15 protein-coding genes and 1 pseudogene are annotated in these 25067 nt (G+C 60.3%); 3 read left to right on the plus strand and 13 right to left on the minus strand.

Annotated features, from left to right (window positions below; genetic code table 11):
• The first annotated feature begins 50 nt into the window (after window positions 1-50).
• Complete coding sequence (locus tag GPA25_RS05540) at window positions 51-1148, plus strand: alkene reductase (RefSeq protein ID WP_169259362.1); 1098 nt, start codon at window positions 51-53, stop codon at window positions 1146-1148.
• A gap of 52 nt (window positions 1149-1200) precedes the next feature.
• Here GPA25_RS05540 and GPA25_RS24370 read toward each other — a convergent pair whose 3' ends face one another.
• From GPA25_RS24370 to GPA25_RS05570, 5 genes and pseudogenes are all read right to left on the minus strand, one after another.
• Window positions 1201-1293 carry a hypothetical protein gene (locus tag GPA25_RS24370; RefSeq protein WP_169259401.1) on the minus strand — a complete coding sequence of 31 codons (93 nt, stop codon included), beginning with the start codon at window positions 1291-1293 and terminating at the stop codon, window positions 1201-1203.
• 172 nt (window positions 1294-1465) lie between these two features.
• Window positions 1466-1984 (minus strand): annotated as a pseudogene (locus GPA25_RS23945) (DUF1097 domain-containing protein).
• Window positions 1985-2037: 53 nt separating this feature from the next.
• Window positions 2038-3348 carry a transporter substrate-binding domain-containing protein gene (locus GPA25_RS05560; RefSeq protein WP_169259365.1) on the minus strand — a complete coding sequence of 437 codons (1311 nt, stop codon included), beginning with the start codon at window positions 3346-3348 and terminating at the stop codon, window positions 2038-2040.
• A gap of 42 nt (window positions 3349-3390) precedes the next feature.
• Entirely contained in the window at window positions 3391-5103 is a 1713-nt protein-coding gene (locus GPA25_RS05565; protein ID WP_169259366.1) for a PQQ-dependent dehydrogenase, methanol/ethanol family, read from the minus strand.
• Between the two features lie 176 nt (window positions 5104-5279).
• Entirely contained in the window at window positions 5280-7034 is a 1755-nt protein-coding gene (locus GPA25_RS05570; RefSeq protein ID WP_246265391.1) for an aldehyde ferredoxin oxidoreductase N-terminal domain-containing protein, read from the minus strand.
• Between the two features lie 303 nt (window positions 7035-7337).
• Here GPA25_RS05570 and GPA25_RS05575 point away from each other — a divergent pair, with 303 nt between their 5' ends.
• On the plus strand, window positions 7338-7709 hold the full coding sequence (locus GPA25_RS05575; protein ID WP_169259368.1) for an integration host factor subunit alpha: 372 nt from the start codon (window positions 7338-7340) through the stop codon (window positions 7707-7709).
• Window positions 7710-8729: 1020 nt separating this feature from the next.
• Window positions 8730-10529, plus strand: a complete 1800-nt coding sequence (locus GPA25_RS05580; protein WP_169259369.1) for a putative bifunctional diguanylate cyclase/phosphodiesterase — start codon at window positions 8730-8732, stop codon at window positions 10527-10529.
• Between the two features lie 133 nt (window positions 10530-10662).
• Here GPA25_RS05580 and GPA25_RS05585 read toward each other — a convergent pair whose 3' ends face one another.
• From GPA25_RS05585 to GPA25_RS05620, 8 genes are all read right to left on the minus strand, one after another.
• The gene (locus GPA25_RS05585) at window positions 10663-12186 is read right to left on the minus strand and encodes an NYN domain-containing protein (protein ID WP_169259370.1); all 1524 of its coding nucleotides are present in this window, start codon (window positions 12184-12186) and stop codon (window positions 10663-10665) included.
• Window positions 12187-12330: 144 nt separating this feature from the next.
• On the minus strand, window positions 12331-14391 hold the full coding sequence (locus GPA25_RS05590; RefSeq protein WP_343034845.1) for a DEAD/DEAH box helicase: 2061 nt from the start codon (window positions 14389-14391) through the stop codon (window positions 12331-12333).
• Between the two features lie 27 nt (window positions 14392-14418).
• Window positions 14419-15729 (minus strand): BREX system ATP-binding protein BrxD, encoded by a 1311-nt coding sequence (gene brxD / locus GPA25_RS05595; protein WP_169259371.1) that lies wholly within the window; start codon window positions 15727-15729, stop codon window positions 14419-14421.
• Window positions 15730-15867: 138 nt separating this feature from the next.
• Complete coding sequence (locus GPA25_RS05600; protein WP_169259372.1) at window positions 15868-17520, minus strand: hypothetical protein; 1653 nt, start codon at window positions 17518-17520, stop codon at window positions 15868-15870.
• A 4-nt stretch (window positions 17521-17524) separates the two neighbouring features.
• Window positions 17525-18013, minus strand: a complete 489-nt coding sequence (locus GPA25_RS05605) for a hypothetical protein (protein ID WP_169259373.1) — start codon at window positions 18011-18013, stop codon at window positions 17525-17527.
• A complete protein-coding gene (locus GPA25_RS05610) occupies window positions 18006-18497 on the minus strand; it encodes a hypothetical protein (RefSeq protein WP_169259374.1) in 492 nt (163 codons plus the stop codon). Before GPA25_RS05610 ends, GPA25_RS05605 begins: the two co-directional genes overlap by 8 nt.
• Window positions 18498-18617: 120 nt before the next feature.
• Window positions 18618-21329, minus strand: coding sequence for a BREX-2 system phosphatase PglZ (gene pglZ, locus GPA25_RS05615; RefSeq protein ID WP_211162962.1), 2712 nt, complete (start codon window positions 21327-21329; stop codon window positions 18618-18620).
• Window positions 21326-25024 carry a BREX-2 system ATPase PglY family protein gene (locus tag GPA25_RS05620; RefSeq protein ID WP_169259375.1) on the minus strand — a complete coding sequence of 1233 codons (3699 nt, stop codon included), beginning with the start codon at window positions 25022-25024 and terminating at the stop codon, window positions 21326-21328. Before GPA25_RS05620 ends, pglZ begins: the two co-directional genes overlap by 4 nt.
• Between the last annotated feature and the right edge of the window lie 43 nt (window positions 25025-25067).

The raw sequence follows: 25067 nt of genomic DNA on the forward strand, positions 1-25067 counted from the left end.
CTGCCACGATTGTCAGTGTGACCCGCCCTATTTGAAAACGGAGAATCCCTTTGACATCTCTTTTTGACTCTATAAAAGTCGGCGATATCGAGCTATCCAACCGCATCGTCATGGCGCCGCTGACGCGCAACCGGGCGATCAATGATCACTGCGCCGGGCCCCTCATGGTCGAGTACTACCGGCAGCGAGCCACCGCTGGCCTGATCATTAGCGAAGCCACCCAGATCAGTGCAATGTCCCAGGGGTACATCGATACTCCGGGAATCCACACTCCTGGACAGGTGGAAGCCTGGCGTAAGGTGACAGATGCGGTCCACGCCGAAGGAGGCAAGATCGTCGCCCAGCTCTGGCACGTGGGACGCATCGCCCACTCGTCCCTCCTGCCCGGCGGCGCTCAACCTGTCTCGTCGACCTGCCGCCGCTCGAATGCCCAGACATTCACTCGCGACGGATTTGTGGAGACGTCGACGCCCCGCGCCCTTCGAGACGACGAACTGCCCGGACTTGTCTCGGAGTATCGTCATGCCGCACGCTGTGCGATGGAGGCAGGTTTCGACGGGGTGGAAGTTCACGCTGCCAACACGTACCTGCTAGACCAATTCTTGCGCGACAGCATCAACGACCGCACAGGTCCCTATGGCGGTTCGATTCCCAACCGGGTCCGTCTGCTAGTAGAAGTGATGAACGCCGTCACCGAGGAAATTGGTGGGGGGCGGACGGGTGTACGCCTCAGTCCGATGACCACTTTCGGCAATACGGCCCCCCTCGACAGCGACCCACAAGCCCTTTACGAGTATGTGGTCGCACAAATGGACACTCTGGGTCTCGCCTTTATTCATATCGTCGAGGGAGAAACCGCAGGGGCTCGCCATCCGGCTGACACCAAGCGGTTCGACTACGATACCCTGCACCGCCGCTTTCGCGGCGCCTGGATGGTCAATAACGGCTACACACGAGCCGAAGCCTTGGAAGCCATCGGCGCTGGCCACGCAGACCTGATAGCCTTCGGCCGCCCGTTCATCGGCAATCCGGACCTCGTCCGCCGTTTGCGCGAGGATGCGCCCGTGAACGAAGTTCGTTTCGACAAACTCTATGGCGGCGGCGCGGACGGATACATTGATTATCCGATGCTTAACGGGCATCCATGACGAGGGCCCGTTAAGCAGCCCTCGAAATCGTGGATCGCATACGGCCTCGCACTCAGTTTTCGGTGGGAGGCACGATGCCGAATCGCTTCATCTGGCGATAGATGGTCAAGCGGGACACGCCCAGTTCAGCTGCAGTCGCTGTGATGTTCCACTTGTGCCTCCTGAGCTGCCCCTAGCCTTTCAGCTCGGCGGGTGTCGCGGTCGGCACCCTTTGTCGAAACTGCGGCAGAAGTGGTTGCACGATGCCTGAATTCGTCAGGATTACGTCGGCCGGCACAACCTAAATGCGGTGATGCGGGCCGACGTAACGAGCACCATCAAGCCTTCTGCTTCGGCATCAGAATCCCCGCGAGCCCACTGTGGGCAACCCCAAGTAATGCACCGACTATCGAGGAAAGCGTCACCACGATCAGCACATTGTCCAAACTGGACGAGGTCATGGCGATCGGATCGAACTTGCCCGGAGTCTGCACAAGAAACGCGAAACTCGACGCGAAGCCATAGAATGTGGCCGGAACCACACTGAGAAGATCCAACTTTGACGCCAAGATGATGATCGGCGTCGCGATCGCGATCAGACCCCCTGCAGCGATTGGAATCGACAGACCGGTAATGCCAGTTGCGATGGGGTATGCCACTAGCTATGCAATCAGTGCACCAAAGACGGTACAGGCCACGCTCTTCTTGAGCGCGGCGCTGTCACCACCTGCCTGACTAAAACTCGCCCAGCCGATGAACGCGGCCCACAAGAGTAGCCCCGGAAACTCCAGAAACAACCACGAGGCGAGTGACGCGACGACGCTGCCCGCAAGCGCGAACGCATACAGTTGAGGCATGATTCACTCCTTTGTGAAGGCCATCTTGGCCAGATCTTGATCTGCCGGAGTAATCACTCCGCGGCTGCGCTCTTGACATATGCACGGATGCGTTCGATTTCGGCCTCTGTCATGACCTTCTCCCATGCAGGCATCACAGTCCCCGGACGGCCCTTCTTCACGGTAGCAATGAAGTCAGCGTCACTTCCCTCAAAATTCCTCAAATCCGGAAAGATTCCCCCTGAGATCACGTTTCTTCCGTGACACTTGCCGCAGGCTCGGTGGTATAGATTGAATCCGCTTTCACTCTTCTCTGCGCTTTGTTCGACAGCATTTTGCTTCATCGGCGGCTCGCTCACTCCCTGGGCGCCTTGCGCCTCCTGCTCCTCAGCCGGGGGCCAACCCGAGGCCTTTCCGACGCCTCCAACAGTTCGAATGAACGGTGATTGTGCCCCCCGGATAGTCGCACGTGTGGCTTGGTCGCCTCGCCAGACGGTCCGGGTAAGCGATGGTTGCGAGCCATCCAGTGCGGCACCTGCCTGATTTCGGCTAGCCCTGACAGTCCGCCTGATCTCCGCTCCAACACTCGAATTGAGCGTGGGCACACCGTATGCCTTCAGAATCTCATCGCGTTTCCCCGACTGGATCAGCGCACTGATGGCAGCATTGACCGCATCCAGGAAGGCCGGATCGTCCTTGTTCACCCCCACTGCAAGCGAAAACGTTAATTCCGGGCGCGTTTCAGTCAAAATCCGAACCTGCGCCGCTGGGTTCTGCTTCGCCAACCAGCCGGCCATCGGAGCCCAGACCAAACCGGCTGGAATTTCATCCCTCGCCACAGCATTAAAGACCTCGGCCTGTTTGGAAAAGAGCACACGGTCATAGCCGAGGTCAAACACGACAAAGTCCGAAACGGTGTGCAGCCCCACACCAATGGGTTGCCCTTTTAGATCCTCCAACCGGTTTTCCTTACGTCCCTTTCCGATCACGATGGCAAAGCCACTGATGAGATAGGATTGAGAAAGCGCAAGGCGCGGCCCCGCACCGTCCAATCGCTTATCGGTCGGGATGCCCACGATGAAATCACATCGTCCTTCATATAGTTCACGAAAGACCTTCCCCATGCGTTCCATGGCAAACCAGTTGTATTGCAGTTTCGCGCCAAGGCTCTTGGCAATCTCCGAAGCAACCTCCATGTCATATCCAGGAGGATCGAGCTTCGAATTGGAAAGAGGTAGGTTGTTCGGATCAGCGCAAACGGTCGTAACCCCGGTTGACCTGATGCGTTCGAGAGCGGTCGCACCGACCTGGGTTGCCGACACCGTCAGCAGCAGTGCGGTGAGCGAATTCGCCACCAAACGTCGAACAAAGAATTTGTATGCCATGACTCGTATGGAGAGGGGGTGAGCCCCCCTCTCCCTCCATCTTTAGTTTTGCAGCGAGAATACCCAGAGCGTCGCACCGCGATTGATCTTCTTCAGGCTATCTGGCACCGCCTTCCCAGCCCACAGGGGGAAGGAACCACCAAGACCCGAAACCACGGCGACGTACTGCTTGCCGTCGACCGCATAGGAAACAGGCGCGCCAATGATTGAAGAAGACGCGGGGAAGCTCCACAGCTCCTTACCGGTCGCTGCATCGAGGGCATTGAATTTGCCTTCGAAAGTGCCGAAGAAGATCACGTTGCCAGCGGTGGACAAAACGCTGGCCCCAAGCAGCGGTGTCGGGTTGGTCCAACGCCATGCGATCTTGTTCGCCGCCAGATCGACGCCCACCATCTCACCCTTGCCCGGCCCTTCGTGCTCACCACCGATACCGAGGTACATCACGCCCCGGCGGTAGCTCGCCTCTTCGGCCGTCCACTTGTAGCAAAGGTCATTCATCGGGATGAAGGCCATGCTGCTCTGAGGATTCACGGCCATATGCGCCAGACCCTTCGCACCGAAATAAGTCGGACACACGAGCGTGGGCTTACCCGGGGCATATCGCTTCTCCGGGTCGATATTGGATCGGCCTGTCACCGGATCGACTGTTCCCCAATTTACCTTATCGTAAAATTTGAGGGCCGACTGAAACTTTCCGTCGGTACGATCCAGTGTATACAAGTAACCATTTTTGTTGGCCTGCACTAACGCTTTGACCGGTTTGCCGCTCCGCTTCAGGTCTACAAGTATCCCTTCTGCCATGGCGTCATAATCGAACGCGTCGGCCGACGTGAACTGGAAGTCCCACTTCTTCTTCCCGGTATCCGGATCAAGCGCCAGCATCGAATTTGCGCCGCGGTTATCGCCCGGACGCATCGCCCAGTTCCAAGGTGCTGGGTTTCCCGTGCCCCAATAGGTCGTATTGGTCTCGGGGTCATAGGTGGCGGTAAGCCAAGCGGCAGCACCTCCATACTTCCAGGAGTCATTGCCCCAAGTCTCGTTACCAGGCTCACCCGGCTTGGGAACGGTATAGGTCTTCCACACCGATTCGCCAGTCTTCCAGTCGTAGGCCTCGATGAAGCCCTCGACACCGTACTCGCCGCCGGCGACACCAACCATCACCTTGCCCTTGGCAACCAATGGGGCCATCGTCATGCTGTAACCGGCCGTGTAATCGGCAACAGTTTTATCCCACACGACCTTGCCCGTTTTTGCATCGAGGGCCACCAGGTGGGCATCCAGAGTTGTGAAATACACCCTGTCCTCGTAGATCGACACTCCCTTGTTGATCAGGCCACAGCACGTGAATTGACCAATATCAGCGGGGAGCTTCAGGTTGTGGCGCCAGAGCCGCTCACCTGTTTTCGCATCCACAGCTTCGATCCATTGGTTCGAGACTGACAACACCATGATGCCGCTATTCACTATCGGCGTGAGTTGCTGGCCTTCAAGCGAACCCAGCGAATACGCATACTCGAGCTTCAGGTTCTTGACGTTCTTGCTATTGATCTCTTTGAGCGGACTGAAACGTGTGCCGTTATAGTCTCGGCCGTAGCTGAGCCAGTCGTTAGGATCCTTGGCCGCATTGACCAGCCGCTGCTCGGTCACATTCCTCCAATCTGCGGCAAACGCGGATCCCGGCATCACTGCATACGCCGTGGACAATACAAGGGCCAATGTCAGTTTATTGAACGACTTGCCCGTTTTTTTTTGCATTTTTGTCTCCTAATTTAGTCAACCGTGGTGTCGCTCTTTCCGACACATTCATCATTTTTCAGCCACGCGCGCCGCTCAACGGCTATTCGAATCTCGTGTATTTCTTGTATCCCTCCTTTATTGCCGCTATATATATGTCATACATAAGCACCTATCGACGGGCTTCAGAGACGCTTTTATCCGGCAGATCGGTCTACTCCCAGGAGTTGTCGATTTCGTCTTTGCCCCCCCGCACGCTCGAGTACAACGCGGCGATGCAAGCTGGCCACCATTTCCTCAATTGAATGCGCTTCATTCGCACTGAAATCCTCCCACCCAGTTGCGTGCGCCACCGCCTGTGCGGAAAAGCTCATCGCCCCATCGACGCCCCGACATGCTGACAAACACACGCCAAGGCAGTTGGCCCATAGGTGTTGGCTATGCGGTCGGGGCGTCGAACGAATGCCGGTCACTGAGTCCTTGGACGCCATACGGTGGGCAGGACGGAGCCCCAGGTCGCCCCACTCTCCGCCGCTCCCCTTCTGAAGCAGCACAGCATTGGATTTCGGGCAGTCCGGTTTTGGGGGCTCTCTCTCCGGGCCGACCCGGCCACCTACTTCAGTTGTGCCGCAGTCAGTGGATTCCGCGCACAAATTACGAGCGGCAAAAGAGATCCGGGCGATTTCGGTCAAACTCTTCCGCAGCACCTCACCACCAAAACCGTAGCCCTCCACGATCTGATCAAGCAGCTCCCTCAATGAATCAACGCTACCGGAGGCCAGTTCGAATCCATTGGTATCGTCGAGAGTGACAATGCCGCTATCGAACAATTGGAAGGCTCTAGCCATCACGGTGCTGGCAAGCGCGGAATCGATTCCTAAGGCATGGAAATAGTCAATAACGGCAATAGCAGCAGACGGATCCGTGATTCCGAGTATCTCCGCAACGTCACCCACGCTTTCGTAGCAACCACAGATGCTCGCGCTGGCCCGGGCAAACTCGCCCTCATTGACGTGGCAGTCATACGCGCATACGGTCCCGCAGTTGAAGCACCCCTTCGGCACCACGGTCCAAGAATCAGCAGCCGCCGTCGCCAATTGATCGCGAAACGCAACAGCTAAGCTCGCCTTGGCCAACTGTCGCCCCATGAGGACCTGAGACTCACTTTCGGGCACATGCCCGAGCAGTTCGGTCGCGCGGTCGATAGCCGAACCGAACGAATCACTCTCCGTTGATACAGAGCGCGACCAGACCAGTGTGACATCGTCGAATTTGACCGGGCTCGCAAGGGGCACCGGCCGCGATCCGTAAACAGCAATCGCTTTGAGCCGCTTTGAACCCATGACAGCACCGACGCCACCAATGTGCACGCCGTGATTGCGGTCGTTGCGGATACTCGCCCCGGGCAGCATCGCCTCACCTGCCGGTCCGATGCACGCAACGCTGAACTTCGAGTGTTCGAACAAGGAGCGTTTGATCAACCGTTCGGTATCCCGTGTATCAAGCCCCCAGAAAGCACTTGCGTCGCGGATCGCAACCTTTTCGTCTTCAATTGAGAGAAACACCGGCTCTCGCGCTCTACCCGTTACGACTAAGCCGTCGTATCCTGCATGCTTTAGGTAGGCAGCCCAATACCCTCCGGCAGACCCGGCCGCTGCGCCGCCGGGAGAGTTATGGTCGAGCGCCACGACAGTAACGTTCGACGAACTTGGCGCGGACGTTCCGGCAAGAGGCCCCGCCAACATGATCAGAGGAGAATCGGTGTCGGTCGCCTTCATTCCAGGCCGGATTTCATCCAACAGCAGCCGCATGCCGAGCCCGACTCCCCCGATGTACTTCCTCAGCACCGCCTCCTCCGCAAGCGGAGTCACGGAGCACAGACCACTGGTCAGATCCACTCGCAGAAGCCGATTGCAATATCCGCCTATCGTTTCGGAGTATCGCCTTGACATATTTCTCGCATCCCTGCCGTCGCATAGTAGTCAGGACTCCTGCGGATTATTCGTCGCGAGCTATGAGCAGCGCCATATCGCGAAGCATGCTCATCACTCCGCCCGAATGAATACTTATCGCTGAGTCTGACTAAGGGAACGGGCCAACGACGACACGGCACGAGGCCGCCCTTCGTTGCCCAGTGGTCAGTTGCTTTACCTCGCTGTGGGAAAAGTGCTATATCAGCCCGAGTTCGAGACAGTGGCGCTTTAGGCGACAGCCGCCCAACCGCTGCGGTCAGGCTAGGATAAGAAGACAAAAATATGGCGCTAACAAAAGCAGAAATCGTCCAAGCGGTTGTCGACAACGTCGGACTGAACAAACGGGAAGCCTTGGAGATGGTCGAGGCTTTTTTCGAGGAAATCTGCGCTTCGCTCGAGGCTGGCGAGGACGTCAAGCTGTCGGGCTTCGGCGGATTTCAACTGCGCGAGAAGCCCGAGCGTCCGGGCCGCAACCCGAAGACCGGTGAAACGGCACGGGTGACCGCGCGCCGCGTCGTGACGTTTCACCCGAGCCAGAAACTCAAGTTGAAGGTCAGTGAGTTTGCGAACACGAGTCAGGAACCGCGCCAAGCCGACAAATCGGTCGGAGGCCCTTTCGGCGTTCAGCGCTGGCGAGTAACGGAGCCCGCGTGAGCGGCCGGATTGGGCGGTGGCAGGCTGGCCAACCCGGGGCTTCGTCGCACGCCCCATTTGGCTGCCAACCGTCACATGATTACGCGAATCACTTACCCTTCCCTGTTTCAGTGCCAGTCTAAATTGTCCGGCCGGTCACCCTGTTCCCCGGCAAATCGAAGCCCGTTGTGGAGTACGTCAAGCTTGGAAAGCCCCTTGGTATGAGCCACAATATGTAGAGACGTCGTGGTTTCACCTTCTCTTCGAAGCCGCAAGACCAGTCAGCCCCTGCAACTGGTACGGCCTCCGGCCTGGGGTTCTCGTATTCCATCCACCGATCGGGAAGATCTTGACGACGGCGCTCGTGAGCCCCCGGACGGAGGTGACTCGCATCGAGTCATGAGCGGCGACTGGGCGCCCCTCACCTGGTGAATTCCACAGAACCTTAGGCAATGTGCATTAGAAACCGACGTTCGCGGCCGCTGTCGCCCTTGGGACTGCAGAGCTGCTGTTGCGCCGAAGCATAGGCCCTACTCACGGCGCCTTCTCATTCACCGACAGTAACTCGCTGCTTTCGCAGCAAGCGGCAAGGCTCTTGCCGACGTACCCTCCAAAGGGTACATTTCTTCCAGCAAAAGGCACAGTTTCCGACTTGTGCGCGCAGCGACGGCCTGATGCGTTGCGTCCTCGCCCCCCGCGTCGTCGTCTTTGCTCATCGTTGAGCCACGCACTGCGCCGCTCAACCTCATTGCTCCCGGCACTCTGCTCCTCCGCATCGCAAATCCATGCGTTCGTCGTGGACGTTGCTCCGCCGAATTCGCGTTTCAGAACCCCGAAAACGTTGCTCGCCTTGTCGGCGCCTCACCGCTTCGACGCATGAACCGGGTTACTCGCCGCCCGTCGTGTGCGTCCTCCTCGTTGCCCCTGCTCGCGCGTAGCTCAAGGCTGCGTTGCGGCTTCGGCCCTTCGGCGCCAAGAAATTCCTGAACGGCAAGGGCAATAGGCCATAAGCAGGCGAGAAAAACACGATGGAGAAACATCATGCATACGACATCCAACCTTCCCCTCGAGAACGCCGACCACCGAGACGCCCCAACCGCCGGGCTGCTCGAGGGTGACCAATGTACCGAGGCGGACAGACTCCCCGAGGAACGGACGAAACCACGTGTGCTCGTCGTCCGCGACAAGGAACGCATTCGCTCGGGGCTGCGCGACGCACTTGAACGGAATGGCTTCGTCATTGACGAGGCCGACAGCGGAGCTTCGGCAATCGCGCGCATCACGCGCACCCGCCCCGACCTTCTGCTACTCGACGCGGCTACTAGCGGGACCGACGGCTTCGCGACCTGCATGCAGCTTAAGGTATTGCCGCAATGCGAGGACCTGCCGGTGCTGATGATTACGTCGCCCGACGCCCAGCAGATCGCGTACGCCTTTGCGGTCGGCGCAAGCGACTGCATTACAGAACCACTACACGCGAACGTCTTGGCGCACCGCATGCGCCACACCCTCGATCTTAGCCGCGCCGAACGCTACGTGCGCTACCTCACCTACACTGACAGCCTCACCGGCCTGCCAAACCGCACTGCCTTTCAAGAGAAGTTGCAGGCGCAGCTTGACCCCACACAGGGCGACACGCGGATGTTCGCGCTGCTATTCCTCGACCTCGACCGCTTCAAGTTCGTCAATGACACGCTCGGACACGAAATCGGCGATCGCCTTCTAAAGATTGCCAGCCGCCGGCTCGCCCGTAGCGCCGGGGCCTACGTCGCGCGCCTCGGCGGGGACGAATTCGCCGTGCTGCTCGAAGATTTGAGCTCGGTGGCTGTCGCCGCGTCGGTCACGCAGGCAATCACGACCGAGCTCACAAAGCCCTATCTGATCGACGGCCACGACCTCTTCGTCACGACAAGCATTGGGATCGCTTTCTACCCGTACGACGGCCCCGACGTCGGTACCCTGCTCCGCCATGCCGAGAGCGCGATGTATCGCGCAAAACGCACAAACCACAGGTTCATGTTCTATGAAGGCGCAATGGAGTCGAGAGCCCGGGAGCACCTGCAGCTCGAAAACGATCTGCGCCATGCCGTCGAGCGCGGCGAGCTCGTGCTCCATTACCAGCCAGAGCGCGACGCGGCGACCGGCCGAATGGTCGCCGCCGAAGCATTGGTGCGGTGGCAGCACCCAGTGCGCGGGCTGATCGGTCCGAATGAATTCATCCCGCTCGCTGAGGAAATCGGTCTCATCGGACCGATCGGCGCCTGGGTTCTCGACACGGCGTGCGCGCAGCTGAAGATCTGGCGCGAGGCCGGCCATTACTTGCGGGTCGCGGTCAATTTTTCCGCTGAGCAGTTGCAGGATCGCAGCATAGCCGCAGCGGTCGAACACGTGCTCCACCGCTGCCGCCTTCGACCCGACGACCTCGTCATCGAAATCACCGAAAGCGTGTGGTTGGACCATCAGACCAACGCGATCGATAACCTCGACCGCCTCAAGCGCCTCGGCGTGCACGTCGCGATCGATGATTTCGGCACCGGTTACTCTTCGCTCAGCTACCTGAAGCGCATGCCCGTGGACATCCTCAAGGTCGACCGCAGCTTCGTCACCGACCTCGCCGATACCGGCCCGGCCCCCGCTATCGTCCGCGGCATCATCTCCCTCGCCCACAAGCTGGAACTTGAGGTCATCGTCGAAGGCGTCGAGACCGCGATCCAGTACGATCTGGTACGCAAGATGGGCTGCGACGTCGTGCAGGGCTACCTGCTCGGCAAAACGTTATCGCCGACAGCATTTTCGGACGCGTATTTCGGCAAAGCGTCGTGCGAAGGATCGACCCCCTGACGGCAACAGCACCACTCCGGTCAGGCGTTCTCTCGTCGATTGGCCCGAAGTGGGCGGCGAATCGCATGTCTGGTGGCCGGCCCACTGCCAACGGTCATGCCCCCTTTTGTCCGACAGCAGGCAGGTGTTGCAGTTACATTTGGCCGCTGAACCAGCGTGTGATCGCGCCCTCCATCGTTTTGTCGAGGACCATCTGCTCGCGCAGGCACAACGAACGGACGTTATTGGCGGTCTTGAGGCTCAGGCTCTTGGCATCGTCCTCGCCTTTGCCGAACGTGTGCCCACGCATCAGCAGGCCGCGGAGGACCCAGTTGACGTCGAGTCGGCTGCCGCCGTGGCCCCCTTCCCTGAGGCGATCGCGCACGCGTTTCCCGGTTTCCTTTAAGTCGAAAGGGTGTTCCCGTACGTCCTGTTCAATGATGCGAAACAAGCCTCGATAGTCCTTGGGGCTCAGAAGCGGCACGCTGGAAACTTCGTGGATCTGGCAGGCGATTGGGAGAAGGTCCTGGTCGTCGGTCCATTGTGCCGCATTCCCGTTAATGGGCTTGATGCTGCGGCCTGAGCTGGCAGCATGGCGGTGCGGATCGCGCAGGACGCCTCCGCTGGATGCCCAATCGAATTCCAGTGGCGTCAGATCGAGTGCCTCAACAAACTTGCGGAACGTGCCTTTCCCGTTCCAGTCCGCGGCGATCGTGCCGTGCTGAGTGGTGACGAGGCTCGCCAGCCGGCTGCATGGAATCGAGCTGGATGATCTCGCGACCTCTTGCCGGATAAGATCGACGATGTCGTGGAGTTCTTTGTCCGGTGACCTTGATGGCGCAACGGTGGAAACTGCGGGTGGCGAATGGCGGCGCGGATCATAAATGGTTCCGCCTCCGCTTGTCGTAATCTTGAGTGGTGCGAGACTCCATGACTCCAAGAGTCCACGGAAACTGCCGTAGCCGGCCCATGTCGACGCGTCCATGTCGCCCACCGACGATAAAATTCGTGCGGCTAGCTTCGCCAGCGGCACCGGGGCCGAGGACTCCGCCACGGCTTGTTCAACGAGGCGGCGCGCGGAATTCGCCAACTCCGGGTCGTCTGGTTCCTTCGATGGGGAAGACGCAGCGCTTTCCGGTTTGGGGACTTCTTCCTCGTCCTTGAACCCAAGTGCGCTGCGAACAAAATCATCTTGGTCGATTAGCAAATCGGCCGAGGCACGGTAGGCTGCAGAAGGGAAGCCGATCGCAAGCACTGTTGTGCGCCTATCCCACCGGCGTAGCTTGCGCAGTACGGGGGTGAAATCGGCATCCGCAGAGAACACGATAAATTCGTCATAGCGAGTTTCGTGTTGAAGCAGGTCGATGATGTCTAGCACCATGTGGATGTCGGTGCTGGTCTTACCCTCGCCCGTCAGCGCCGGGCAATCGATGATTTCAAAACCGGCCAAGTTGAAGGATGGGCGGAACCGCTGGTAGGCCTGCGGATTCAGGTAGCAACGCCGTACCAAGACGCGCCTTCGAGCGTCCTCGGGAACATGATCGGGCAACTCCAGGGATTGCACGACCCAGTTCATCCACTCGAGCGGCTGACGGGCAAAGCGGTCTGCGATGGCCTGATCGAGTTTGCGCAGGCCGGAATAGACATTGTCGAAATCGACGAAGAGAGCGCTTTTCAAGATTTTCCTTTGTCCGTAATCCACCGAATCAGTTCACGCGGCAATTTCCGCTTTCCAGTGCAGATGAAATGGCGGTTACGACTCCATGCGTACGGAATTATAACCGCCCATCCTTCTCCACATAACGATCTGGCACGGCGCCGACTATCCCGGCACGAGTAGTTGTAGATTCACTTCATCCATCGATCGGCCCACAACCACTGCGGCCACCAGGTCAGAGCAAAGACAAGCAGCGAATTTCAACTCAGTGCGCTGCGCCAGGCTCGCGGCAAACGCGGCCATGGCCGAATGCTCGACCGGACGCTGAAGCAGTATTGGTACGGAGAGGCCCGGGCTTGTCTCCACCCACAGATCATCCACCCGCGTGCTTCCGATCTCACCGAGGCGGAGCGCCAATGCACTGTTGACCGCTCCGCCGGCAAAGGTCCACCAGCGATGCCGCCCCGATGGCAGATGCTCAAGCAGGAGCGATCCTTGGCGCTCGGGCGCGGTGATCAAATCGCGGACTTCGTCGAGCTGGCGAGTGCCCCGCTTCGACAGCCCCAGTTCCACGTCGCCCTCCTGCAACAACACCCGACGCATGGCCTGACAGACCTCGAAACCCAACCAGCGCGACGTTCCGAGCCAGCGCGACTTGCCCTTCTCGTCCGTCGGCTCCAACCACACCGTGCGCTTGGACCAATCGACTGAAATCACTTTCCAGCTTCGGCCGCCAAGCAGGAGGATGGTCGGACCATCCTTCTGCTGTTGAACAGCCATCGGGTCGATGTAACCCAGCTCGGTGGCGCCGTGTCGCGCTGCGAGCACCATCGGGCTCGCGAACGCGGATAGCAGGTCAAGGAAATGGCCGCGCCCGAACAGCTTCTCGCCTTCGGGGCCCATCGAGGCGAGGCCACTGCTCACGAACAGGATGCCCTTGGCGGCCATAAATTCGAACACGGTCACCACAGTCTCCGGATCGAGATCAGGAAACTGTGTTCGTGCCACGGCCACAACATCCTTGGCTGGCAGGCCGGGGCGCTCCAGCACGAGCGCCATCATCTGCTGCGCCACCATGTGCCACGGCAGCGGCGGCGGCCTGATGTGCTCGACATACTTTTGGCGCCACAGCGTGGTGATGGCGCAGGCGAGTAGAAAGGCCTCGTCGGTCGTTGTCAGGAACAGGCAATTTCGGCGGCTGCCTGTTCGCCGGCCGGTGCGCCCCATGCGCTGCAGGAACGACGACACCGTGCTCGGCGAATCAATTTGGATCACGTAGTCGAGGTCGCCAACATCGATACCCAGCTCCAGCGTACTGGTAGCGACGATCACGCAGTCCTGCTCTTCGGCGAATGCGGTCTCGGCAAGCTTTCGCTCGGACGCGCTCAAGGACGAATGCGACACGAAGGTCCGGGTGTTCAGGCTGCGCAACGCCACTCCCAGTTCCTCAACCTTCGAGCGACTGTCGCAGAAGACCAGGCGCTTCGAGCCACGGTGCAGCCGCGAGATCACCGTCGCGGCATTCGCCATCGAGCCAACATGATCGATCGTGACATCAGCATCCGTACTGACCGACGAAGAGCCGACGATCTGGCGCTCGCCCGATCCCGCAAACCAATCCAGCAGTTCATCCGGATTGCCTACCGTCGCCGACAACCCGATCCTCTGGATCGGCTGCTTGGCGTACGCCTCGATTCGCTTGACCACGGCACGCAGGTGCCACCCGCGGTCATCTCCCGCAAACGCATGCAATTCATCGACGATAACGGCGCGGACGTTGCCGAACCACGACGGGCGGTCCACCTTCGTCGAAATCAGCATCCCTTCCAGGGACTCCGGTGTGGTCAGCAGGATGTCCGGCGCCGAGCGCTTGGCCCGCGCCTTGGCACCTTGCCCGACATCACCGTGCCACACCTGTACTGTCCTCCCGACGAAGCCGGCATAGCGGGACAGCCTTGACTCAAGGTTGTTGAGCAGCGCTTTGATCGGGCACACGTACAGAACGCTCGGCCCCGGCCACTCCTCGGTCGCCATGCGCGACAGGACGGGGATGATTGCCGCCTCGGTCTTGCCGCCGGCCGTCGGCGCGAGGATGAGGCAATGTTTTCCTTCGAGGATCGGCGCTACCGCATCGGCCTGTGTCGAGCGAAGGCCGGACCACCCCATCGAATTGACGATGTGGTACTGCAACGCCCCGTGCAGGCGCTCGAAGGCTTCTGCGCTCACTCACTACCGCCCAGAGGGTCTAGTCGCTTACAGCTCAATGTCATCGACCGAGCCCACGCCGACTGACGCACGTTCCTGCGCGGTCATCTCGCTCTCCGAGATCGTCAGCGCATAGTGTTTTCGGGGGTCGAAGTCTTCGAACTGGTCGACGCGATCCATCACGTCGGCGACCAGCTTCTTCAGGAACAACCTGGGCGAGACGCCGACCTTGCCGCCCAGGTTCCCGGTGACAGCCTTGGCCAGAGACTCGACATAGGCGTCGTCAACCAAAGCGCGGACCCGGTCGCCGGCAACGGCACCGTCGGCGAAGATGTCCCGAACCTTGCGTCCAACTTCGAGCAGCGAATCGTGGCCGAAGGCCGGCAGGCGCACCTGCACCGCCCGTGGGTTGTCGAACCGTGAGTCTGTGCCGAAATCGACATGCAGTCGTTGTGCCAGCGGTGCGAGGCGCTGAACGCCTTGAGCCCCCTCATAGAAGGCCTGCGTACCGGTGATCAACAGATATAGGCCTGGAAAATGGCCGGCGTCGATTTCGTCGATCCACTGGCGCAGCGCGTTCAGTCCCCGCTCGCGCGTGTCGGCACGCATGCGTTGCAGGGTCTCGACTTCATCCAAGACCAGCAGCAGACCGCCGTACCCTGAGTCGCGCAGCATGGTCAGCAGCCCAGACAGGAAGTTGGTGGCGCCGAAGTGATCGATATCACCCTTGACCCCAGCCGAGCGACGGATCGATGCCGCGACATTCGGCTGGCCGCTGAGCCAAGCCATCAGCCCATCCGCGGTGGCGTTGTCGTTCGCCTGAAGCGCGCGGCGGTAGGCGCGAAGCGTGGCCGAGAAGGCCGGCGCGACCTTGGTCACGCTGGCCAGCCTTGCCTCCATTAACGCTTCGGTCTTGGCGAGCAAGGTCACTTCGTCCGTCGGGTCCAGGCTGGTATCTTCCAGCACGTCGCGCTCCAGCGCGTAGAACCAGCCATCGACGATGCCACGGAACGCGCCTTCTCCGCTGTCCGCCGTGGCGATGCGCTCGACAAGCCGCCGGTACACCGTTTCCAGGCGATGCAGCGGTGTCTCGGTTTCGGAGATCTGCACTTCGCTGGTCGCCAGGCCGCGCGCCCGAGCCCGCTCCTGCAGCCAACGCCCGAAGAAGGTCTTGCCCGAGCCGTATTCACCACGGATAGCCTTGAACGCACCGCGACCGGCTGCTACGGCGCCCAACTCGTCGTCGAGCGTTCCCTGTAGCCGGCCATAACCCACGGCCAGCGCATCCAGGCCAGCCTTGGGCACCGTGCCGCGCCTCAAGGCCTCGATGACTTCGGCTCTGCGCTGCGGACTGATCACTTATAAACCCTCACGGTGCAATTAGGGGTGATCAACTGAGTTGAACAGCGAGAGCCCGCAGCCAATAACGCGAACACTTGTCTATCTCCCCGGATGATCGTCGCTAATGACATGCATTTGCATATCCAGAGACATTTTTCACTTTGACGCCGACGTTGCCTCGCTTTTCGCGTGGGACCGTATAAGACGTAAGGCAAAATTTGCAGCATTGCGTGTAACTCTCATCTGAACGTCGCGCTTCGCCTCAGGATTCGGCTGAGGCTCACCGTTATCAGCAACGGATTTCATCAGGATGCATGGAAGATCACCGGAGCCGCTATAAAACCCCGCAGCTTCCATATCGAAAGCCTCAATGTCCGGAAAGTTAGCTTCTATATGCTTGACCAGCGCGGAGGATGGATCTTCGATCTTGACACTTGCACTTCCCATCCCCTTATTTACAATGACTTTATATGGAAGTTCCTCACCCCCAGAGGCGACTAACTGGGCCAGTTTCAAAATTCCATTTACAACACGATCTCCATGAGGCCGAAACTTGACTCCTTCAGTCGTTAACCTCTGGTGATCAAACAAGGTGACCTCGTTAGGTATTACGACGGCCCCGATATCAAGGCGCCGCGCTGGTATGCCCATGCACATACCTATCATCAAAGTCACCGAGGGTTGAAGCGATGCTTGGAGCCGCATCACGTGCTTGACCGCCTCAACCTCTCCTTGGAACGGCATCGCCGAAAGAAACAAAGTCGCACCAAAAGCAGGGTCTCGATACTGCAAGACATAGTCTGACTTTGCTGCATCTATAGGTTCTGGCGTCGACTTGCCGAGGGTCTCGTCCAACTCGGCCCGAACTGCCCTTAGTTCGCTGTCAGCCGCGACGATAAGTAACGCCGAATACGATCGTCGATCACTCACTCTTTTGCTCCCAATTGACACCGGTGGTATTGATGCGTGGCTTACTGCTACCCGCCAGTTCGGGTCGGCAGAGAACTTGATCAAATCAACGGGACCACAGTTTAAGAACTCTGCTAACCGACCAGACGCCAGCAGAAACCGATGCAAGCTGCCGAAAGACAGGCTTACCGCAGATGAAGTAGCATTCAACGTGCTGGCGAGCAGGTTTAACTTAACCAGTATCCCTGCCTCCAACTCCGATGTGTAGCTTGAGAAATACGCCTCGTTTATGACGTTTCGCACCCTTGACCGCACGACATCTAGATCCTCTGGAATATCCAAGATCTCGAAAACGTACTCGGGAATAAAGGCCTGCCCTGCCAACTCCTGCGGCACGCGATCAAGACGTCTCTCAATATTCAATATCGGGGTGTTAGTCGCGTCACGCAAACGACGCTGCAATATGCCCGAACCGACAATATGCGCCCAATCCGAATTGATATCCTTAGTTGCGCTACGTTCTCGCTGCAAGTACGCGAGGCTCCCAGTGTCACGCCATGCGGCATAGCTCATGTGCTGCAAGCTGTCAGACCGGTACATTGCGGTATCGGAATGTTCGAGAACGAATTGCTTCAAACTCGGTGAACTTCCTACGAGTCGAATAAACCCCAAATTGCATAGCTCATCTAGTTCGCCAATTATGTGTTGGCACAATGGCGACTCAAAATACGATGCTGCTGGAACATATACATGTTCCGCTGCCGAAACAGCAATTCGAGTCGCTAATCGCATTTCTGCAAAGAACTGCGGCGTTTCAACAGCTCGCCCCTTTTCTTCGATGAAGTGAATATCGAAAAAATGCAAGAAGAGGGCCTTAAGCAATGGTGGCGGAGCTTCCATATGCTTAGTCGAGCAATCTCAACTGGGCATTTTCAACCATGCAGTCACTACGGAAATCAGCAATTAGCTTATCCAAGTTTCCTTTAAGTGGAATACCTCGCCACGCCGACAATTCTTCGCAATACGCCTCAGGCATGCTTTGATATAGATATATCTTCTTAGACTGCGCAAAAGCAACTGCAATCTCAGCAAAGGTGTTTGGTCCGATATAGTCAGGGATCCCATGTAAATCTTGGTTAATAGCGAAGACGCAATATGTCCTTGGATCGCGAATTTTTCGCAAATATGCAAAGGATACGCGTCGCTTGAAGGATTCAAAATCGAAGAGAGAAAGTTGCTGGACAGCGCCCCCCTCTGCCTCAGGAACAATAGTATTGATCCCCAAGACGTTTAGATACTCAGCGAGCGACAAAATTTTTTCATAAACGCCCATACTGCCAATGAGAACGATTCGGCGATTCGTCGTGAGATTGGAAACCAGCCCTTTACTCATTCCGAAAATCTCCGTCGATCAGCTCTCGCTCCATTACGCAGCAGGCTGCGTCTCCACTATCAAATGCCCACTTCGGAACCCATTCTGGATTGGCGATATTTGAGATGAATTCTTCCAATGGCATGATTACCCTTGGAGGAATTTCGACTGGCAAATCATCTGGATGTTCACTGAAATATATTGGTCTCTGAGCCTGTACAAGCCGACCAATTTCGTAACAAGTTGTCTTACCCACATAACCTCCCGGCGCAACAACATATGTCACGTCCGCGCGGAAAATTCTGTGAAGAGCGACCAATTGAATCTGAGCATTGGTTCGGTTGACGTCATCCTGCCTAAATCGGACGAACTCGTCCCCATGATTCACTATCACGTCACCTTGGGGCGATGTGACCATTAGACCCGCCACGCGCAAATCTGCACATGCTTTCTGGATTGGATCGTTGTGGCGACGAAAACTGCCGATGATTGCTACTGATCGCACCCGTGCCTCCCCGGTCGCTCTTGCTTCTGTGCCCGCCGTCTAAATTGTCTCCGCATCGTCGTCAATTTATGGCCGAAATTACTGGCAATCGTCACCATGACTTGGCATCTCATCGCACCGTCACAGAAACTGCCGCGCTAGCAGCTCACGGTTCAACTCCACCGTACCCGCCGTCTCGTCGAGGACCAGTACCGCCGCTTGGTCGACGTTGAGCACGCGCTTGGCTGCGTTGACGAAGCCGCTGATACGCATTGCGGGCATGCTCAAGCGCTGTGCAAGCGCCGCTTTGGAAAGCTTCCCGCCGCGAGCCGCCAACGCCTCCAGCAAGGAGCGCACGTCGGCATCGGCAGGCGCCACGCGCGCCGCCAGTGCCTTTTGCGCCGTGTAGGCAGGCGACGCCTGGAGGGCGTCGATCCAGTGCACTCCGGGCACGGGCGCCGCGACGGGCAGCGTTCCGCCGAACAGATCGGTCTGCGGTGTAGGTGCAGTCAGCGGTTTCGCTTTCGGCGGCTTCTTGGGAAGCATCGGCGTTTCAGCGGCCTCTGCCGGCGATGCGACCTCCAGCGGCGCCCACCAGTCCGGCTGCGGCGCTGCCGCGACCTGCCAGCCCTTCAGCGCCATATTCCGCGGCGTAAACACGCTCAGCGGTACGACAACCTCCTGCGCCGACACGCCGCCGTGATAGCCGTTTTTCTTGGCCCCGTGTCGCACGCCCTCCGACCACGCGCAAACTACCGCGTTGCCAGACGCCGTTTTCACTCGGCCGCCCTCGAAGACCAGTTCGCTCCCGTCCGACGTGCCCGATGGCAGTCGCCAGCGGTCACCCTCCCCCTGGCCACACTGCACCGTGCCGTCGTCGATCACATGTCCATGGTCGGCGGTGACGATCACCACACGTCGTGCCCGGCGTGCTTCGCTCAGCAACGGCCCGAGCAGGCGCAGGTCGTCAATCGTCCAGCGCACCTGAATCTGGTTCGAGCCACTGAGGTGGTCATCCACGGCGTTGTAGACCACGGCCACGACCTGCTGCTGCATCGATGCGATCGCATCACGAACCGTCGATGACAGACCTTCAGCGTCAGCGATATCACCTTTGTGGAATACGATCGGCGCCGTGCCTGCACGTGAAACGCCAACAAGTGCTGGATGTGTCGCGAATGCTGTCTTCTCCTGCGCCGCTGCGCCGACCACCAAGCGGCCCGACAACAGGCTGGTGCGGCTCACTTCGGTGATCGTCGGCAGCGCCGCGATACCGACCGCAAGCGACGGCGTTGGACCGGCAACGTGCTCGTCCCAGCCCAGGGCCTCAAGGTCCTCGCAAAGCTCCCGGAAGATGCTGTAACTCAGGCCGTCCGCCACCAGCAACAGGACCGGTGCCTGCTGCGCCAGCGGAGCAAGCAAGCGCTCGACAATCGCCTCCACCGGCATGTACGCGGCCTCCGCCCGGGGCTCGCGGTTCCAGACCTGCAACGCTTGGGCGAAGGTTTGATTGAATGCATCGGCCTTCTTGCGCGCCGCGTCGCGCAGGGCGACGAAGGCCGAAGAAAGACCTGGCAAGTCGTCGCCGCCGATCAGCTTGAATCGTGCCCAATCGACGAAGGCTCCTTCGCGGGCATACAGTTGCGCGAGCTCAGCGAACCCTGTTGCCTGACGTCCGCCTCGCCCCTTGCTCTGGGGTCGGTCGGCCATCATCCATCGACACAGACGAACCGCCATCTTCACCCGAAGCATGCGCGTGCTTGCCGGGTCGGCATGCGCATGGCGCGCCACCGAATCGGCCGCCCGTTCGATGGCCTGAAGCTGTGCCGTCGATGGCTCGGCGATGAATGCCTTGAGCGCCTCCGCGAGCAGCCCGAGCCGTTGCTCCAGGCCGAGCGGAAGTACATCGCTCAGGTGGGCGTAGGCATCGACATGGAGCTCGCGCAGCAGCAACTCGGCGCGTTCGATCACCTCGTGACGCAGGGCTGGCGTCAAGGACTTCAGACAATTCGCTGCGTCGTTGGCCCAAAGACGTCCCTCGCCGATGCCGATTCGCTTGTCGCCCATGAAGCGTTCGAGGCGTATCGCAGCAGCGGCCAGGTCGTGCACGCCTTCGCCCTGAGCCGACAACACCACGCTGCACACCAATCCGAGCGGGACGGTGTCCTGCGTGTTGCCGGCCGTCACGCAGCGCATCACAAGCGTGCCCACCGCCCCTGCCGAGTCGCCAAGCCAGGCCGCGATCTGCAGTCTGGCTGGATCGGGCAGATCGCCAAAGAGCCTGGCCGAGTCGGCGCCCAGAGACCAGTTCAACAGCATCGCGGCGTCCGGCTTCGATGCGTCCAGGCTCAAGCAACGGCCGAGAATGTGGCGCCAAGCCGTGTCCATGTCGAGGAAGCCGTTGGGCACGGGCGGATAGGCGCCCATGCTCGCCCGCTCAACGAGCAATTGGGCCATCCAGCGGAAGCGGCTGAGTCGCGCATCGATCTCGCGCGCCTTGAAGAGTTGCTGGACCATGCCCCAGGCGTCAGGCTGAAACACCTGAGCCCGAGCCAGCCGCGCCACGACGTCGCCGCCCAAGTCGCGCGCGGACAGCGGCGTCAGCAGGATGAGCCCCGGACTCGCCTGCTCGTCAGACACATCCTCCAGCGCCGACAGCGCCTCGCGGGCCATCAACGGACTTTCGCACCAGCGCAGCCGGAACGGTCGGCCCGACAGGTTGATGGCATCCGGCCATGCCGCCTGGGCCCTGGCCTGAATGGCTATGACCTTGGCGTCGCTGGCGCGGTCCAGCACCGCGAGCGCCTGCGCCTCGATCTGCGGCAAGGACAAAGGCCCGGCGGCAACGGTCACTTGCTGCTCCCCGGCTTCTCGAGCCGCCACGAGATTGACAGGCGCAGGTCCGTGTCCTTGTCGAGTTGGGCGTGCAGATCATCGAGCAGCGCCAACGCCTGAGTGCTTTCAAGATCAGCCGCAGCGGATTCCTGGACGATCACCGGCGGCTTGGGCGCCGGCCGGCCGGGTGAAACCGGCGTCGGCTCTGTCGGGGGCAGCGGCGGCGTCACCGGCCCGGGAGGCGTCGGTGGCGGTGGCGGCGCCACGGTCAGCAAGCGCACGGCCTTGATGCGCTGGTCATCGAGCGCCGCCTTCAGCCCAATCGCATGCTCATCGGCAGCCAGCGTCTCGCACACCTTGGCGACGATCGCCCGCGCCGCGGCTTGCCGCTCGTCGGTCAGCGCCTTCATCGCCTCGAAGATGTCCCAGGCTCCGTTGCGAACCGCTTCATCCAGTTCGCGTGCCTTGACCAGCGTCTGGCGCATGGCGACCTCGGAGGACTCGATCGTCGCGCCGGCAAGGGTCGTGACGACCGCCGCGCCTTCGGCACTCAACAGCCCGGCTAGCAAGGCCAGCGCCGAACGTGCCGTTTGCAGACGATGATTGTCGCCGGCAGCCGGGAACAAGGCCGACTTTTCGTTCAGCGTCTTGACCAGGCTGCCTATCGGGTCCCGCGCCTCACGCGCCTTGGCCTGAACTTCCTCGACCAGCTTGGCGACGTTGCCGGCGTTACGCGATGTAGGAATCGTCAACCCGAACAGCGCGGCGGCACGTTTGCAGGCGGCCTCCCAGTCGCCGGGTTCGGGCAGCGTCTGCTCGCGCAGTTCCAGGTCGTCTGGCATCTGGTCGATGCTTGGCATGTAGGGGGCATTGCCGCGCACGAAGCTGCGGTTGGTCTGGCCGGCGAAGCTGAGGATGATCAGGTTCTGCGCTTCGGCCGGCAGCCCCATCGCCAGCGGTTGGTCCATCCACTTGCGCAGATTGGCGACCGTGATCGGGGCTCCCTCTTTGGCCTGCTCGCGGAGGAAGTGCGAGCGCCAATGGTCCCCGAGCACGAAGTGGGTTTCGCCGGTCTTGCCCAGCTGCACCGGGTCGGCGATCGAGCGGATCAGTTGTCGCACTACACGATCCCCGACCGGGGCGCGGCCGTCGGCGGTGCCGATGGCACGCTCCAGTTCCGGCCAGACCTTCTTCACCGCGACAGGCTTAACCTCGGCGTCGAAGACCGGATGCGCCGGAAATTGGTGCCTGAAGAGCTGGTCGAGCAAGGCTTCGAACGCCGATTTCAGGTTCGCCCCTACGGGCGGCAGAGGTGTCAGCGTCTGGTCCAGCGAACGGAACTGATCTTCGGGCGCCATCGGGTTCACCACGGCGTCGCGCGAGTCGCCGGCGATGCCGTAGGCCACCTCCAGGTACTGCCGAACCCGCTGCTGCAACTGGTCACGCTGGTTGCGCAGCAGCGCCTGTGCCGGCCCGCGATCGACCAGCGCCAGGTGGGCAGCCAGTTCGTTGAAGCGCTCCCCGGTCAGGATGTAGTCCAGCACCACCAGACGTCCCAGGTCATGCTGCGCCTTGGCGCTGAAGAACGACGGCATCCACACCAACGTCTGTGTGTCGTCGCCGCGATAGTCGGCCAGACGGGCAAGGTCGTCTGCCGGGGTGAACCTCGGGTCGTCGAACGGGAAGTCAATGACCACCGTCCAGGTGCCCGGGCGCCCGCGCAGCTTTTCGTCCGACATCTCGCGGACGTTCTCGAACAGCACCTCGACCTCGCGCTTCGTCCCACGCCACAGCACCGGGTAGGTGGCGAACAGGTCATTGGTGTCGGTGACGCCGAGTTGCTCGAACAGCATCTCGCGCACACGGCGCCGCCGGTTGCCGGGGTTGTCGCTGGAGGCGGCCGGCCCGCGCACGATGGGCTCGATATCGACGCCGGTGACCTGGATCGAGATCAGGGAGTTGGTGTCGTCGGTGACCTTGATCTCGCCGATGTCGGCTGCCCACTCCTTGCACTTGCGCAGTACGTCCTGGGTCTCGCGACCAGGGATAGGCGAGCGGATCGTGCCATGGTTCAGTGCGGCCAGACGTTGCGCCGTCAGGGCTTTCAACGAATCGACTTCGGGCACCAGCGCGCTCAGCAGCAGCGTCTTGATCAGCCGCGCATCGTTGCGCAGCGCCCGGGCCTTGGCCGGGTCGGCATCGCCGATGCGGATGTTCTCCCAGGTCACGCCATGCTGCCGCTCCAGATGCGGCAGCAGCTTCTGCTTGTAGAGCCGCTTGGCGTTGTCGAAGTGAATGCGCATCGCCTCCGAGAAGGGCTCATCGCCGTCGGCGATCACGTCGAACAAGTCGCCGACCGGAATGATTTGGCCCAGTTCCAGGTCGTCACGCCGATCCACCAGGAGCTGCAGCATCAGCTTCAAGGCCGTGCGCTCGCGCTGCAAGGCCGCCGATACAGCGATCAGGGTCTGCACCAGCGCAGGGCTGAACGGGTAGACCTTGCGGAACATCTCCTTGTCGGCGGTCTCCGTCAGCAGCGTATTCCAGACCTCGGGCCTGACCTTCTGGAATTCATCGAAGGCGTTGCCCAGCGTCTGCCGCGCCGCTTCGGAAGTTGGTCGGAGGACCCGCTTCTCGGCGATCGCTGGCAGGTTGCGGTCTTCCAGCGTGATGCGATGGAAGCGTGCCTCCCAGTGGCGCAGCACGTCGCTGAACTGCAATTGCAGCGAGCCGGCGAGGTTCTCGCCCACCAGTTCGCGCAGGTCGCGCTGTCGCGCGACAAAGCTGACCAAGGGAATCGGGCGGTCGGCGTTGCCGGCCTCGACTAGTTTGACGAGCTTGGTGCCCTCGCTGCTGACAAAGCTCACATCGGCTGCCCGGCTGGCCAGCCACAGGATCAGCTCGTCGAGGAACAGGATCACCGCGTCGTAGCCGAGCGCCTTGGCGTGGCGGCTCATGATGCTGAGGCCATCGTCGAGTGGCACGAAGGCCTCGCCGCGGCTCTCGGCCACGTCGGCGATGGCCGTGAAGTAGCGGCTGATCAGGTCACCGACCAGGCGCACACGGTCGTCGCCGCTCGGCGGCTCCAGCATCGCGGCTTCGAAGCTCGCGGCGTCCCAGCCACCGCTCAGGTCACCCCAGCCGCTGTCGTCGCCGCCGCCGGCGTCCGAGCCTTCGTTCAGGTCACGGAAGAAGGCCTCATCGCCGATGCGATTGCGCATACGCACCGCATCCTCGAACAGGCGCTCCGAAAGATAGAAACCCGGGATCGGCGCATCCGGATGCCGCTTGCGCACGAACTCGGCGTAGCCGCCGAGGATCGCCGACTCCATACTGCGCGCGCCGATCATGTGATACGGCACGAGCAGGAATTTGCGGTCCTGCGTCCAACCGTTGTGCTGGGCGACGACGTTGGCCAGCTCGGGCATCGACCGCGCCGACACATTGTTGTCGAGCAGCAGGTTGAGAACTGCCATGAAGTGGCTCTTGCCGGAGCCGAAACTGCCATGCAGATACGCCGCCTTGCTGGTGCCCCCCTGGACCGACTGCTTGATGAAGGTCAGCGCGTCGTTGAAGCAGGCGTTGAGTTGCGTCGTCACGACGTAGTCGCGCAGCGTCGCTTCGGCATGCGCCACGCCGTCGGCCAGCTTCAGGACGAAGTCGCCCTGATGCACCTGCTCCGGGATCGCAATCAGTTCTCTGATCAGTGTCATGGTTGTTGTCTTCCCTGAGTCTGGCGTCTGGCCTGATACGTCG

Source organism: Aromatoleum diolicum, assembly GCF_012910955.1.
GTDB classification, from domain to species: Bacteria; Pseudomonadota; Gammaproteobacteria; order Burkholderiales; family Rhodocyclaceae; genus Aromatoleum; species Aromatoleum diolicum.

Bases quoted from the DNA above. Each gene is read 5' to 3' on its own strand.
- GPA25_RS05570 (WP_246265391.1), bottom strand. From the start codon at position 7,034: ATGTCAAGGCGATACTCCGAAACGATAGGCGGATATTGCAATCGGCTT.
- GPA25_RS05580 (WP_169259369.1), top strand. From the start codon at position 8,730: ATGCATACGACATCCAACCTTCCCCTCGAGAACGCCGACCACCGAGAC.
- GPA25_RS05605 (WP_169259373.1), bottom strand. From the start codon at position 18,013: ATGAGTAAAGGGCTGGTTTCCAATCTCACGACGAATCGCCGAATCGTT.
- GPA25_RS05560 (WP_169259365.1), bottom strand. From the start codon at position 3,348: ATGGCATACAAATTCTTTGTTCGACGTTTGGTGGCGAATTCGCTCACC.
- GPA25_RS05620 (WP_169259375.1), bottom strand. From the start codon at position 25,024: ATGACACTGATCAGAGAACTGATTGCGATCCCGGAGCAGGTGCATCAG.
- GPA25_RS05600 (WP_169259372.1), bottom strand. From the start codon at position 17,520: ATGGAAGCTCCGCCACCATTGCTTAAGGCCCTCTTCTTGCATTTTTTC.
- GPA25_RS05565 (WP_169259366.1), bottom strand. From the start codon at position 5,103: ATGCAAAAAAAAACGGGCAAGTCGTTCAATAAACTGACATTGGCCCTT.
- GPA25_RS05575 (WP_169259368.1), top strand. From the start codon at position 7,338: ATGGCGCTAACAAAAGCAGAAATCGTCCAAGCGGTTGTCGACAACGTC.